Source organism: Kitasatospora sp. NPDC054939 (assembly GCF_053610105.1).
This window is the reverse complement of sequence record NZ_JBSGXP010000006.1, coordinates 86,033-99,451: the sequence shown is the minus strand read 5'-3', so window position 1 is coordinate 99,451 and position 13,419 is coordinate 86,033. Positions and strand designations below refer to the sequence as shown.

10 protein-coding genes are annotated in these 13,419 nt (G+C 71.8%); 7 read left to right on the top strand and 3 right to left on the bottom strand.

Going from position 1 to position 13,419, the window contains the following annotated elements; translation table 11 throughout:
• Positions 1–296 (bottom strand): hypothetical protein (locus ACWGB8_RS03735; RefSeq protein ID WP_452209899.1); only part of this gene is annotated, 296 nt, incomplete at its 3' end.
• Between the two features lie 209 nt (positions 297–505).
• Between ACWGB8_RS03735 and ACWGB8_RS03730 the strand changes: the two genes are divergently transcribed.
• A complete protein-coding gene (locus tag ACWGB8_RS03730) occupies positions 506–1,954 on the top strand; it encodes an RICIN domain-containing protein (protein ID WP_452209898.1) in 1,449 nt (482 codons plus the stop codon).
• A 191-nt stretch (positions 1,955–2,145) separates the two neighbouring features.
• The gene (locus tag ACWGB8_RS03725; RefSeq protein WP_452209897.1) at positions 2,146–4,614 is read left to right on the top strand and encodes an RICIN domain-containing protein; all 2,469 of its coding nucleotides are present in this window, start codon (positions 2,146–2,148) and stop codon (positions 4,612–4,614) included.
• An 84-nt stretch (positions 4,615–4,698) separates the two neighbouring features.
• Here the strand turns inward: ACWGB8_RS03725 and ACWGB8_RS03720 are convergent, their stop codons facing one another.
• Positions 4,699–5,835 (bottom strand): LacI family DNA-binding transcriptional regulator, encoded by a 1,137-nt coding sequence (locus ACWGB8_RS03720; RefSeq protein ID WP_452209895.1) that lies wholly within the window; start codon positions 5,833–5,835, stop codon positions 4,699–4,701.
• A gap of 502 nt (positions 5,836–6,337) precedes the next feature.
• Here ACWGB8_RS03720 and ACWGB8_RS03715 point away from each other — a divergent pair.
• The 4 genes from ACWGB8_RS03715 to ACWGB8_RS03700 all read left to right on the top strand — a co-directional run bounded on the left by ACWGB8_RS03715 (position 6,338) and on the right by ACWGB8_RS03700 (position 11,559).
• Positions 6,338–7,285 (top strand): carbohydrate ABC transporter permease, encoded by a 948-nt coding sequence (locus tag ACWGB8_RS03715; protein WP_452209893.1) that lies wholly within the window; start codon positions 6,338–6,340, stop codon positions 7,283–7,285.
• Entirely contained in the window at positions 7,282–8,250 is a 969-nt protein-coding gene (locus ACWGB8_RS03710; RefSeq protein WP_452209891.1) for a carbohydrate ABC transporter permease, read from the top strand. Before ACWGB8_RS03715 ends, ACWGB8_RS03710 begins: the two co-directional genes overlap by 4 nt.
• A gap of 70 nt (positions 8,251–8,320) precedes the next feature.
• On the top strand, positions 8,321–9,664 hold the full coding sequence (locus ACWGB8_RS03705; RefSeq protein WP_452209890.1) for an ABC transporter substrate-binding protein: 1,344 nt from the start codon (positions 8,321–8,323) through the stop codon (positions 9,662–9,664).
• Positions 9,665–9,789: 125 nt separating this feature from the next.
• Positions 9,790–11,559 (top strand): glycoside hydrolase family 35 protein, encoded by a 1,770-nt coding sequence (locus ACWGB8_RS03700; RefSeq protein WP_452209888.1) that lies wholly within the window; start codon positions 9,790–9,792, stop codon positions 11,557–11,559.
• Between the two features lie 115 nt (positions 11,560–11,674).
• Here ACWGB8_RS03700 and ACWGB8_RS03695 read toward each other — a convergent pair whose 3' ends face one another.
• Positions 11,675–12,196 (bottom strand): DUF4328 domain-containing protein, encoded by a 522-nt coding sequence (locus ACWGB8_RS03695; RefSeq protein ID WP_452209886.1) that lies wholly within the window; start codon positions 12,194–12,196, stop codon positions 11,675–11,677.
• Between the two features lie 223 nt (positions 12,197–12,419).
• Here ACWGB8_RS03695 and ACWGB8_RS03690 point away from each other — a divergent pair, with 223 nt between their 5' ends.
• A complete protein-coding gene (locus tag ACWGB8_RS03690; protein WP_452209885.1) occupies positions 12,420–13,196 on the top strand; it encodes a ricin-type beta-trefoil lectin domain protein in 777 nt (258 codons plus the stop codon).
• Positions 13,197–13,419 lie beyond the last annotated feature (223 nt).

Here is a 13,419-nt window from a genome sequence, read left to right as displayed (position 1 = left end):
TGCACCCCGCTGCGGCCGGCGCGGCGGTAGGTCATCGAGGCATAGCGGTCATCCGCGGCGAGGTAGGTCATGGCGGACATCCTGCCAGCCCGCGGCCAAGATTTGAACTGAAAGCAACAGGAAACAACATGATCGATCTTGCGGGCGGGGGAAGGTTTGGGGCTGCTCAGGCTGTGGCCGTCGCAGCCAACCCGTGCTGCCAGTAGGCGTGATAGCCCCGGATGCCCCGGCGGGGAGTCCACGGTGGAGCCGCCGGAACCCTTGACACAACCGAACAGTGCTCGGAAACTCTCCATCACCCCGATTGTTTGCGCGAACATCAGCGACGGACGCGCTGTCGCCGGCGATCGGGCATCCCCCACCCACGATGCTCCTGCGGGCCGTTCCCCCTAGTGCGGCGGGCGGCGACCGGCACGGCCACCGCGTGCGAGCGGCCGCTGTGCAGGCCGCCGTCATGCCCGCGGGCGGCCCGCGGGCGCATCGGCGAGCGAAAGTACGAGTGGACATGTTGCGTTTGAGAACCGCGGTCGCCGGGGCGGCCCTCGCCCTGTGCGCCTCCCTGCTCCAGGGCGTCGGGCAAGCGGAGGCGGTGACCGTGACGGTCACCAACGGCACCCAGTTCGCGGACAGTTCGGGCAACCCGCTGCACGCGCACGGCGGCGGCGTGATCAAGGTCGGCGGCTACTACTACTGGTTCGGCGAGAACCGCAACGCCGACAACTCCTTCCGGTACGTCTCCGCGTACCGCTCGACGGACCTGAGGAGGTGGGAGTTCCGGCGGCACGTGCTGACCCAGGCCACCGACCCGGAGCTCGTCGGCGCGAACATCGAGCGGCCGAAGGTCATGTACAACGCGGCCACCGGGCAGTTCGTGATGTGGATGCACAAGGAGGGCAGCGCGACCGACTACAGCGAGGCCCGGGCGGCGGTGGCGGTGTCGAGCACGGTCGACGGCGACTACAGCTGGCGCGGCAGCTTCCGTCCGCTGGGCGCGATGTCGCGGGACATCACCACCTTCGTCGACGACGACGGCACCGGCTACATGATCTCGGCCGCCAACGAGAACCGCGACCTGCACGTCTACCGGCTCACCGCCGACTACACCGGGATCGACGCGCAGGTGCAGAGCCTCTGGAACGGCCAGTCCCGCGAGGCGCCGGCGATGTTCAAGCGCAACGGCGTGTACTTCCTGCTGACCTCCGGCGCGTCCGGATGGTCCCCCAACCAGCAGAAGTACGGCACGGCCACCAGCATCACCGGGTCCTGGAGCGACGTGCGCGACATCGGCGACGGCATCACCTACGCCAGCCAGACCGCGTTCGTCCTGCCGGTCCAGGGGAGCGGGGGCACGGACTACCTGTACATGGGCGACCGTTGGGGCAACTCGATGGGCGGCATGGTCAACGACTCGCAGTACGTGTGGCTGCCCCTGGAGTTCCCCACCGACACGACCATGACCATGGGCTACTCGCCGCAGATCACGGTGAACGCCGCCACCGGCAACGTGGCCCCGCTCAACGCGACCTGGCAGAGCCTGGTCGGCCGGCAGAGCGGCAAGTGCGTCGACGTCGGGAACTACTCGTTCGCCGACGCCGCCCAGCTCATCCAGTGGTCCTGCGGGAACGGCGCCAACCAGAACTTCTCGCTCAAGAGCCTGGGCAACGGCTACGTGCGCATCATGGCCCGGCACAGCGGCAGGTGCCTGGACGTCGACGGTGCCGCGACCACCGACGGGGCCTACGTGGTGCAGAAGACCTGCGGCACCGCCGAGTCCCAGCAGTGGCAGGTCCAGAAGGTCGGCGACGGGTCCGGCCACGTCCGGCTGATCGCCCGGCACAGCGGCAAGTGCCTGGACGTCGTCAACCAGGCCACCACCGACGGCGCCGCCCTGCAGCAGTGGACCTGCGGCAACGGGGCCAACCAGCAGTTCCTCCGCCGGACCGCCGCGGTCTGATCGGTCGGGCCCGACCGCCCCGCGCCCGGGCCTCAGCGCCCCGCAGCCGGCCGGGCCCGCCCCACGGCACACCCCCCACGGCACACCCACCCCGACCAGCACCCACCTCACGGCACACACCCCCACCGGCACGTCCCTCCCTCACCCGAGGGGCGTGCCGTCCGTCTGCCTGCCCCGTACTTGGAGGACCGATGTCCCCCCGAACGAAGACGACACGGCACCGCACGGCCCGCACCTGCCTCGCCGCCGTGGTCGCGGCGGCCGGAGCCGGCCTGCTCGCGCTCCCGCAGCCGGCCGCCGCAGCCGCAGCCGAAGCCGCAGCGGCCGAAGCGGCCGCCCACCTCACCGTCCGCCTCGACCCGAGCTACCAGCAGCAGCCCTTCCAGGGATGGGGGACCTCGCTCGGCTGGTTCGCCAACGTCACCGGAGGCTGGCCGGACGAGCGGCGGAACCGGCTGGCCGACGAGCTCTTCGGAGCCGACGGCCTGGGCCTGACCATCGCCCGCTACAACATCGGCGGGGGCGACAGCCCGGAGACCGCGCCGTACATGCGCGCCGGCGCGGCCGTGCCCGGCCACTGGAAGCGCCCCGCGGAGTACGGCCCGCAGCCGGGCGACGCGAACGGCGCTGCCGGGCCGGGGAGCTGGTGGAACCCGGCCGACCCGGACCACTGGGACGCCGGCGCCGACGCCAACCAGCGCTGGTGGCTGACGGCCGCCAAGAGCCGCGGCGCCGACACCTTCGAGGCGTACTCGAACTCCGCCCCGTACTTCATGACCAACAGCGGCCTGGTGTCCGGCGCGGCCCACGGATGGCAGGACAACCTGCGCGCCGACCAGTACGAGCGCTTCGCCGCCTATCTGGCCGGGTCCCTCAAGCGGGTGCAGGACTCCACCGGAGTCACCTTCGGGTCCGTGTCGCCGGTCAACGAGCCGAGCACGGAGTACTGGCACGCCGGAGGACCGCAGGAGGGCTCGCACTGGGACCACGGTTCCCAGGCGCGCATGGTCGCCGCCCTGCGCGGCGCACTCGACACGGTGGGACTGGCCACGCCGGTGGCGGCGATGGGCGAGACCGATCCGGTGATGTTCCGCGACGACTGGAACTCCTACCCGGCCGCAGTGCGCGCGGCGATCGGCAAGCTCAACGTCCACACCTACGGCACGGACGGCCGCACCGGCGCCCGGGACATCGCCAAGGGGGCGGGCAAGCCGCTGTGGATGTCGGAGGTCGACCTGGGCGGCGGCGTGCCGCAGAGCTTCACCGACATGACGCCCGCCCTGGAGCTCTCCCGCCGCATCACCGGTGACCTCACGGAACTCGAACCGCGGGCGTGGGTCCTGTGGCAGGCCGTCGAGGACCACGAGAACATGACGCCCGCCCACGAGAACTCCAACTGGGGCCTCATCCAGGTCGATCTGACCCCCGACGACCCCGCCGTCGAGCCCATCCGCAAGAACAGGAAGTACTGGGCCATGGCGAACTACACCAAGTTCGTCCGGCCCGGCGCCCGCATGATCGGCACCGACTCCGGGGACACCCTCGCCGCGCTGCGACCGGAGGGCGCGGGCACGGTCGTCGTCCACACCAACCCCACCGGCACGGCACAGACCCTCACCCTCGACCTGGCCGGGTTCCAGCGGACGGGAGCGGGTACGCCGGTCGAGCGCTGGACCACCGACGGCACGAAGGACGTCCGGCGCGAGGCGGACCTCACCGTCACCGCCGCCGGCACGCTCACGACGACCGTGGGCCCCGGGTCGGTCACCACCTTCGTCCTCCCCGGCACCGTCGGCGTCAACTCCGCGACCGCGACCGCGCCGACCGTCGGCCCGCAGCACCTGGTGAACGACCACAGCGGCCTGGTCCTCGCCGCCGGCCCCCTCCCGGGCTCGGGTCCCGTCCAGCGCACCCCGGATCCCGCCGATCCCGGCCGGCAGTGGCACGTGACCCGGGCCGGCGGCGGCTGGGACAGCACGGCGACCTACCGGATCACCAACGCCGGCACGGGAACCGACCTCGCGGTGAGCTCCGGTGCTCTCGCATTCGCCGCACCCGGCAAGGCGGCGAAGCAACTGTGGATGCGCTCCACCACCGGTGACGGCCGCAGCACCATCGTCAACCGGGCGTCCGGACTCCTGCTGGACGTCACCGGCGCCGCCCGGTGGGACGGCGCTCCGGTGGGGGTCTGGACCGCCACGGCGGGGTCGAACCAGTCCTGGTCCGTGCGCAGTGCCGCCCCCGACGTGTGGCAGTCGGTGACGAATCGGCGCAGCGGCCTGTGCACGGCTGCGTCCGGTGCGCCGGAAGCCGGTGGTGTCGCCGTCGTGCAGTCCGATTGCACCGGTACGGCCGACCGGCAGTGGTCGTTGCGGCCGGCGGGCCCGGGCCAGGTGGCCGTGGTGGTGCGCGGCAGCGGGGACTGCCTGGACGTCGCGGGCGAGTCGACGGCCGACGGCGCCCCGGTGGTGTCGTACGGATGCAGCGGGGCGCGGAACCAGCAGTGGTCCGTCCGCCCGACGGGCGGCGGCTGGTCCGCCCTGGTGGCCCGCCACAGCGGCAAGTGCCTGGCCGTCGCGGGGAGTTCCGTGGCGCCCGGTGCCGCGCTGGTGCAGGAGCCGTGCGGAGCGGGCGCGGGTCAGCGCTTCAGGATCGGCTAGGCGTTCCGTCCCGCGGGGTCGGGGACGCGAGGTCGGGGGCGCAGCCGGCGGGGACCGTCGGGTGCGTCCCGGCCGTCAGGGCCGTCAGGTACGTCGTCGGCGGCTGCGGCCGGGCGCGCCCCCACCCGGGTTCGCCGGGGGCACGCCCGGCCCTGAAGCGTCGGTGGGGGAGCCGGGCGGCGGCGCGGCCGAGCTGGCGCGGACGACCAGCTCGGGTTGGACGGTGACGGCGGTGACGGGGGTGCTCGCGCCCTCGGGCGGGTCGATGTGTTGGAGGAGGCGGGCCACGCACTGGCGGCCGACCTCCTCGAAGTCCTGGCGGACGGTGGTCAGCGGGGGGAAGAAGTACGAGGCCTCGGGGATGTCGTCGAAGCCGACGACGCTGACGTCGTCCGGTACCCGGCGCCCGGCCTCGTTGAGGGCGCGCAGCAGGCCGAGTGCGAGCTGGTCGTTGGCGGTGAAGACGGCGGTGACGTCCGGACGCGAGGCGAGCCGGCGGCCGATCTCGTAGCCGGAGGCGGCCGTCCAGTCGCCGAAAGCGATCGGCGGGATGTGTGCGTCGGCGGCCTTGAGTGCGGCGTGCCAGGCGGCGGCGCGCCGGCGGGCGGCGTAGGAGTTCTGCGGGCCGCCGATGTGCCAGACCGTCCGGTGCCCGAGGTCGAGGAGGTGGTCGACGGCCGCCGTCACGCCGGCGGCCTGGTCGGTGTCGATGGAGGTGTAGCGCCGCTCGGGGTCGCCGTCGGCGACCACGATGGGGACGCCGGAGGAGATGTCGAAGCCGGGCCGGTCGAGGATCTGGGCCTCGATGACGGCGAGTCCGTCCACGGCCTGGTCGGTGAGCTGGCGGACGGCCCGCTGGACGGCTTCCTCGGTCTCGTCCTCGACGCAGACCACGTTGATCGAGTAGCCGGCGCCCTGGGCGGCGCGGGAGATGGCGGCGAGGGTGCGGGCGTTGCCCTGGGCGGTGATGTCGAAGGTCACCACGCCCAGTGCGTGGAAGCGGCCGAGGGTGAGCGCCCGGGCGGCGCTGTTGCGCTGGTAGCCGAGCATGCGCATCGCGGAGAGCACCCGTTCCCGGGTCTCCGGTTCCACGTTGGGCCGGTTGTTCGCCACCCGGGAGACGGTCTGCGAGGACACTCCCGCCAGGGCTGCCACGTCCGCCTGGGAGGCGGGGCGCCGGGTGGCGCGCGCGGTCGTGCCGGGCTTCGCCGCGGTGTCCATGCCGATCCCTTCCCGATGGTTGCGTGGACATCGTAGCGCCCCGGCGTGGGGACCCCAGGCTGATGCGCCAGGTCGCCGGGTCCGGGGGTCCGGGGGCCTCCATGCCGCTCGGGCACAGAAGGCCGGGGAATTTGCACATGATCGAACACAAGTGAACGACAGGTTGCGCCGTTCGGTCGGGCTCGCCCTTCCCGGGGTGGGTCGCGCCGCGGCCCGCGGCTGCCGGGGGTGATCGGCCGACGGGGTGGCGGGTGGTCTGTCGCGAATGGGCGTCTGTGCTGCTTGTTTCGCTCGGAACCGGGTGATGCACCACCGGGTTGGCGCCCCTCGGGAGGCCCCGATGTGATCGCCCGTCACTGGGTCACGAAGCTGCATCGCCGTGTTTCGGTGGCTTGACGCCTCGCGATGAGACGGACAAGACTCAACACCATCGTCATGTTGGCGCAAACATCCGCCACGAAGGGCATCACCCTTGAGCACGTCACCCCCTTCCACAGCCCCGTTGCCGGACCAGGTCCGCCCGCCCGCGCCGCAGCCGGCGCCCCCGCCCGGGCGTTCACGGGAACCCCGCTCGCGACGGCCGAGGCACGGAGCCTTCGGCTACTCGTTCATCGCCCCGTTCCTCCTCGTCTTCGCCGTCGGCATCATCGCCCCGCTGGTCTACGCCGCCTACCTCAGCCTCTTCCAGGACCGTCTGGTCGGCGGCACCGTCTTCGTCGGTCTGGAGAACTACCGGCGCGCCCTCACCGACGACCTCGTCCGGGCGGGCCTGTGGCGGGTCCTGCTGTTCCTCGTCGTCCAGGTCCCGTTCATGCTGCTGCTCGCGCTCCTGGCGGCGCTGGCCCTCGACAGCGGACGGCTGCGCTGGGCCGGCCTGTTCAGGATCGGCATCTTCGTCCCGTACGCCGTCCCGGCCGTCGTCGCCTCGCTGATGTGGGGCTACCTGTACGGCGACCGCTTCGGACTGGTCGGCCAGATCGGCGAGGCACTCGGGGTCGGCGTGCCGGACCTGCTGGGCTCCTCGTGGATGCTCGCCTCCATCGGCAACGTCGTGACCTGGGAGTACGTCGGCTACAACATGCTGATCCTGTACGCGGCGCTGCGGACCGTACCGCACGAGCTGTACGAGGCGGCCGAGGTGGACGGCGCCGGCGAGCTCCGCAAGGCGTGGAGCATCAAGCTCCCGGCGCTCCGACCCGCTCTCGTGCTGGCCACGGTGTTCTCCGTCATCGGCACGTTCCAGCTGTTCAACGAGCCGAACGTCATGCAGTCGCTCGCGCCGGGCGTCATCTCCACCAGCTACACGCCCAACATGTACGCCTACAACCTGGCGTTCAACGGCCAGCAGTTCAACTACTCGGCCGCCGTGGCCGTCGTTCTGGGCGGGGTCACCGCACTCGCCGCGTACGCCGTGCAGGTCAGGTCGATGCGAAAGGGGCAGGGCCAGTGAGCGCCGGCACCACCTCCCGCCGGAGCGGCCACCCGCACCGCCCGAACACCCGCCGCCCGAACACCCGCCGTCCGGGCGCCCGCCGTCCGAGCGCTCACCGCCCGAACGCCCGCCGGCCGAGCACCGCGCTCACCCTGGCCATGGCCGCCATGCTCGCGTACGCCCTGCTCCCGCTGCTGTGGCTGGTCATGGCCAGCACCAAGGACACCGACTCGCTCCTGGACAGCTTCGGCCTCTGGTTCGGCGACGGCTTCCGGCTCTTCGCCAACATCGGCGACGTCCTCACCCACGACGACGGCATCTACCTGCGCTGGTTCGCCAACACCCTGCTGTACGCCGTGGTGGGCGCGGGCGGAGCGGCCTTCATCTCCACCGCCGCCGGGTACGGGCTCGCCAAGTACCGGTTCCGCGGCCGGACGGCCGTCGCCGCTCTCATCCTCGGCGCGATCGCCATCCCCGGTACCGCACTCGCCGTCCCGACCTACCTGCTGTTCAGCAAGGCCGGACTCGTCGACACCCCCTGGGCGGTCCTGCTGCCCTCTTTGGTCAGCCCGTTCGGCGTCTACCTGATGCGGGTCTACGCCGCCGAGGCCGTGCCCGACTCGCTGCTCGAAGCCGCCCGGATCGACGGCTCGGGCGAGCTGCGGACCTTCTTCACCATCGCCCTGCGCCTGATGGGGCCCGGGTTCGTCACCGTGCTGCTCTTCGCCCTGGTGGCGACGTGGAACAACTACTTCCTGCCGCTGATCGTGCTCAGCGACCCCGAGTGGTTCCCGCTCACCGTCGGCCTCAACCAGTGGAACGCGATGGCGACCGGGGCCGCCGGCAGCGGCGCGACCACCACCAACTTCTACCCCCTCGTGGTGACCGGCAGCCTGCTCGCCATCGTGCCGCTCGTCGTCGCCTTCCTCTTCCTCCAGCGCTTCTGGCAGTCGGGACTGGCCGCCGGAAGCGTCAAGGAATGACCCGCCGCACCCCCCGGACTCCGCACCCCGTACCCCCACCCCTTCCCGCATCCCACCCCGAGGACCCCTTGTGACCCCTGCACCCACACCCGCGCGCCGCAGACTCCTGACGCTCGTCCCCGCTGTGGCCCTGACCCTGGCCCTCACCGCCTGCGGATCCGGCGGTGGTACCTCCTCCGAGGGCACCGCCGACCCCGCCAAGGCGCTCGACACACCCACCACCCTCACCTTCTGGACCTGGGCCCCCAACCTGGACAAGACCGTCGCCCTGTTCCAGCAGAAGTACCCCAAGATCAAGGTCGAGATCGTCAACGCGGGGCAGTCGGCCGCCGAGTACACCAAGCTCCAGACCGCCGTGAAGGCCGGCAGCGGCGGGCCCGACGTGGTCCAGATCGAGTACTTCGCGCTGCCCGAACTCGCGATGTCCAAGCGGCTCGTCGACCTCAAGGCCTACGGAGCGGCCGGGCTGGAGTCCAAGTTCACTCCGTCGGCCTGGTCACAGGTGACGGTGAACGGCGGCGTCTACGCCATCCCGCAGGACACCGGCCCGATGGCGATGTTCTACAACAAGAAGCTCCTCGACGAGCTGAAGATCGAACCGCCCAGGACCTGGGCCGAGTTCGAGGCCGCCGCGGTGAAGATCAAGGAGTCCGCCCCCGACCGGTTCATCACCTCCATCGACCCCGGCGACGCCGGCGGCCTGGACAGCCTGATGTGGCAGGCCGGCAGCCGCCCCTTCCAGCAGAAGGGCGACACCGGCGTCGCCGTCGACCTCCAGGACCCCGGAGCGAAGAAGGTCTCCGACCTGTGGACCTCCCTCGTCGGCCGCAAGCTCGTCGACACCGCGCCGGGCTGGACCAACGAGTGGTGGCAGTCGATGAACAGCGGCCGGTACGCCATGTGGATCATCGGAGCCTGGGCGCCGGGCAACATCGCCTCCACCATCCCCGGCACCGCCGGGAACTGGCGCGCCGCACCGATGCCCCAGTGGAACGCCGGTGACAACGTGACCGCCGAGAACGGCGGTTCGGCCGTCGCCGTCCCCACCACCAGCAAGAACAAGGCAGCCGCCGCCGCCTTCGCCACCTGGCTGAACTCCGACCCGCAGGCCGTCCGCTCCCTCAACGAGAACGGCCTCTTCCCCGCCACCACGGAGCTCCTGAAGGACCCGGCCTTCCTCGACAAGCCCGTCGTCGGCCTGGGCGGCCAGCCGGCCAACCGGGTGCTCGCCGCCTCCTCCGAGGCCGTCGGGAAGGGCTGGCAGTACCTCCCCTTCCAGGTGTACGCCAACTCGGTGTTCAAGGACACCGTCGGCCAGAGCTTCGGCACCGGCCTCAACGGCGGGCTGTCGGCCTGGCAGAAGCGCATCACCGACTACGGCAAGCAGCAGGGCTTCACGATCACCACACCGTGACGTACGTCCGGCGCCCGTCCCGCCCCATTCGCACCGAGCGGGGCGGGACGGGCGCCGCCGACCGGCCCCGACCGCACCCCGCGTCGGCGACCGGCCCGACCGCACCCCACCAGGAGCAGACCACCATGCCCGCCACGCCCGCCACGTCCGCCCTCCAGATCGACGGCGACGACTTCACCCTCGACGGCCGGCCCTTCCGCATCATCTCCGGGGGCCTGCACTACTTCCGCATCCACCCGGACCAGTGGGCCGACCGCCTGCGCAAGGCCAGGCTGATGGGCCTCAACACCGTGGAGACCTACGTCCCCTGGAACCTCCACCAGCCGACGCGCGGTGTCTTCGACCTCGCCGGCGGCCTGGACCTCCCGCGCTTCCTCGACCTGGCCGCCGCCGAGGGCCTCCACGTCCTCCTGCGCCCCGGCCCGTACATCTGCGCCGAGTGGGAGGGCGGCGGCCTGCCGTCCTGGCTCCTTGCGACCCCCGGAATCCGCCTCCGCAGCCGGCACCCCGCCTACCTGGCCGCCGTCCAGGACTACTTCGCGCGCCTCCTCCCCCCGGTGGTGGAACGCCTCGCCACCCGCGGCGGCCCGGTGCTGGCCGTCCAGGTCGAGAACGAGTTCGGCGCGTACGACGACGACACCTCCCACCTGGCACACCTGGCGGACCTGCTGCGCCGGGGCGGCGTCGACGTACCGCTGTTCACCTGCGACCAGCCGTCCGACCTGGCCCGCGGCGCCCTGCCCGGCACCCTCGCCACCGCCAACTTCGGCAGCCGCTCGCGCGAGGGCCTCGCCGCCCTGCGGGCCCACCAGCCCCACGGCCCGCTGATGTGCACCGAGTTCTGGATCGGCTGGTTCGACCGCTGGGGCGGCCACCACGTCGTCCGCTCGGCCGAACACGCCGCACAGGACCTGGACGAGCTGCTCTCCCTCGGCGCCTCCGTGAACCTCTACATGTTCCACGGCGGCACCAGCTTCGGATTCACCAACGGCGCCAACGACAAGGCCGCCTACCGGCCGACCGTCACCTCCTACGACTACGACGCACCCCTGGACGAGGCGGGCGACCCAACCGAGAAGTACCACGCCTTCCGTGACGTCATCGCCAAGTACGCCCCGGTCCCGACCGGCCCCGCACCGCAGCCGTCGCCCAAACTCGCCCCCCGTACCGTCCCGCTGACCGCCGTCGCCGGGTTGTTCTCCCACAGCGCCGCGCTCGGCACCGAAGTGCGCTCCGAACTCCCGCTCACCATGGAACGGTTGGGGCAGGACTTCGGATTCGTCCGCTACGAAGTGCCTCTCCCGCAGTCGGGGCCGGCCCTGCTGGAACTGCACGACGTCCGCGACCGCGCGCAGGTCTTCCTCGACGGCCAACCGGTCGGCGTGGTGGAGCGCGAGAACCACGAGCACGCCCTCGCCTTCGACGTGCCCCGGGACGGCGCCGTCCTGACCGTCCTCGTCGAGAACCAGGGGAGGGTCAACTACGGCCAGGGCCTGCACGATCCGAAGGGCCTCGCAGGCGCGGTCCGGCTCAACGGCGAGGAACTGCGCGGGTGGAGCAACCTGCCGCTGCCCCTGCACTCGCTCGACGACCTCGACTTCGCCCCCGCCACAGCCCCCGTCGTCGGCCCCGCCTTCCACCGCGGCACCTTCGACCTGGACGAGCCCGCCGACACCTTCGTCCACCTGCCCGGCTGGACCAAGGGCAACGTCTGGGTCAACGGCTTCCACCTCGGCCGCTACTGGTCCCGGGGACCCCAGCGCTCGCTCTACCTGCCCGGCCCCGTCCTGCGCCCCGGCCCGAACGAGATCACCGTACTGGAACTCCACACCGCCCCGTCCGACCGATCCCTCCACCTCCGCCCGACCCCGGACCTCGGCCCCACCGAGGAATAGCCGAACGGCAGGGCGCCGACGGGCCGCTCCCGTCGGCGCCCACCGGAGGAGCGGCTCCCCTCCGCCGCCGCGCCCGCCCGATCTCGCTCAGCACACGACGGCGGCCCCGGGTTCGTCAGCTCGCAGGCGCAGGGTCCGCGGGCGCCGGCGTGGTAGCGGCGGCGGCCCGGGCGCGGTCGTCCTGCAGGGCGCTCAGCCGGCGGACGACCAGGATCGCCAGGACGGCAGCGGCCGTGAAACAGGGGTTCTCGGTGATCTCCAGCCACAGGGAGGTCTGCACGGTGCCGACCGCGGCGTCGACGTCCACGTCCTCGCGGTCCATGGCGGTCTCGGCCGAGGTGACGACCGCGGCAGTGATCCAGACGAGGACCACGGAGCTGATCCAGGTCGACCACCAGGACGCCACGAGGCCCTGGTCGATGGGCTCGCGCTCGTTGTAGGGGCCGGTGACGGGGGCGCTGGCATGCCGGCAATCGACCACGACGCGCCAGGGGAACCAGAGGCTGATGATGGGTACGATCCAGCCGCCGATCGCCCAGCCCTTGCCGTGCTGGTGGCCGTAGGGGGCGAACATGTCGGCGTTCCCGCCCACGCGGTAGAGCCAGGTGATGAACACGATGCCGGTTCCCGCGCGCATTCCGGCCGGATCGGTCGGGCGGCCCGCCTGCTGCGCTGCGGCCGGTCACCCGATCTCCCAACCACCCTCCGTGGACGGACCGCTGGCGTGATCTCCACCCCGCGTTGTTGACCGTGCTCATTTCGCGCCCGAAGCTTTCACGCGACCCGCACAACCGTCGCGTCGTCGCCACGATTTCCCGGCAGGTGGGTCGACCGATTCCCCGTCTCCGTAAGGATCTTCCATGCGTCGTACCGCCGCACTGTTCGCCACCGCCCTGCTCGCGGGAGCCGCCGCGCTCACCGCGCCCGCCGCCCACGCCGCTGAGAGCCCCGCCCCTGGCGCCGCGGGCCCCGCCGTGGTCGCTGCGCAGTCCGCAGCGACCGTCCCGGGCCCCGGCGGCGTCGGGAGCTGTACCCAGTCCGGCATGTCCGCCACCTGCACCGGCCTCGACCCGATGCAGACCTGGAGCGTCGGGGGCAGCTGCGCGAGCTGGGACTTCAACACCAACATGTACACCTTCTCGCAGGCGTGGAGCGGCTGGGTCACCGGCAACACCACCGCCTCCGCGTCCTGCTTCGGTATGGGCACGCCGTGGTCGATCGGCGTCTCGTTCGGACCCGCCGTCCCGGCCGGCCCGGTCGGGCAGGTCAGCGGCTTCGCGGGCAAGTGCCTGGACGTGCGCGGCGGCAGTATGGCCAACAAGACGCCCACCCAGATCTGGGACTGCCTCGGCAACGTCAACCAGAGGTGGAAGATCGGCGCCGACAGCACCATCCGCGCCGTCGGCGTGTGCCTGGACATCTGGGACGGCCGCACCGGCAACGGCACCCAGGTGCACACCGGCCCCTGCAACGGCAACATCGCCCAGAAGTGGTCGGTCCGGAGCGACGGCGCGATCGTCAACACGAAGTCCGGCCGCTGCCTGGACGTCCGGGCCTACGACAGCACCAACGGCAACATCGTGCAGCTCTGGGACTGCAACGGCACCTCGAACCAGATCTGGCACCTGCCCGCCTGATACCGCACCTGCGGGAGGTCGGCCGATCGCCGGGACATGGCCTACTGTGCTGGTCGTCGCCGGCAGAGCCGTTCATGGGGGTGAAGACGATGAAGGTGCGGTTCGGTCCAGGACTCCGGTGGTGGGGGAACATCGCCGGGTGCGTCCTGTTCGGATCCTGCTTCGTGTCGATAGCGGTTGGTTCAGCGGCGACTGGAGGCCGGCGATGGCTGGTTCTCCTCGG

What these genes read in the sequence shown, in the direction of transcription:
- ACWGB8_RS03730 (WP_452209898.1), top strand. Translation starts at nt 506, where the DNA reads ATGTTGCGTTTGAGAACCGCGGTCGCCGGGGCGGCCCTCGCCCTGTGC.
- ACWGB8_RS03725 (WP_452209897.1), top strand. Translation starts at nt 2,146, where the DNA reads ATGTCCCCCCGAACGAAGACGACACGGCACCGCACGGCCCGCACCTGC.
- ACWGB8_RS03720 (WP_452209895.1), bottom strand. Translation starts at nt 5,835, where the DNA reads ATGGACACCGCGGCGAAGCCCGGCACGACCGCGCGCGCCACCCGGCGC.
- ACWGB8_RS03700 (WP_452209888.1), top strand. Translation starts at nt 9,790, where the DNA reads ATGCCCGCCACGCCCGCCACGTCCGCCCTCCAGATCGACGGCGACGAC.
- ACWGB8_RS03695 (WP_452209886.1), bottom strand. Translation starts at nt 12,196, where the DNA reads ATGCGCGCGGGAACCGGCATCGTGTTCATCACCTGGCTCTACCGCGTG.
- ACWGB8_RS03690 (WP_452209885.1), top strand. Translation starts at nt 12,420, where the DNA reads ATGCGTCGTACCGCCGCACTGTTCGCCACCGCCCTGCTCGCGGGAGCC.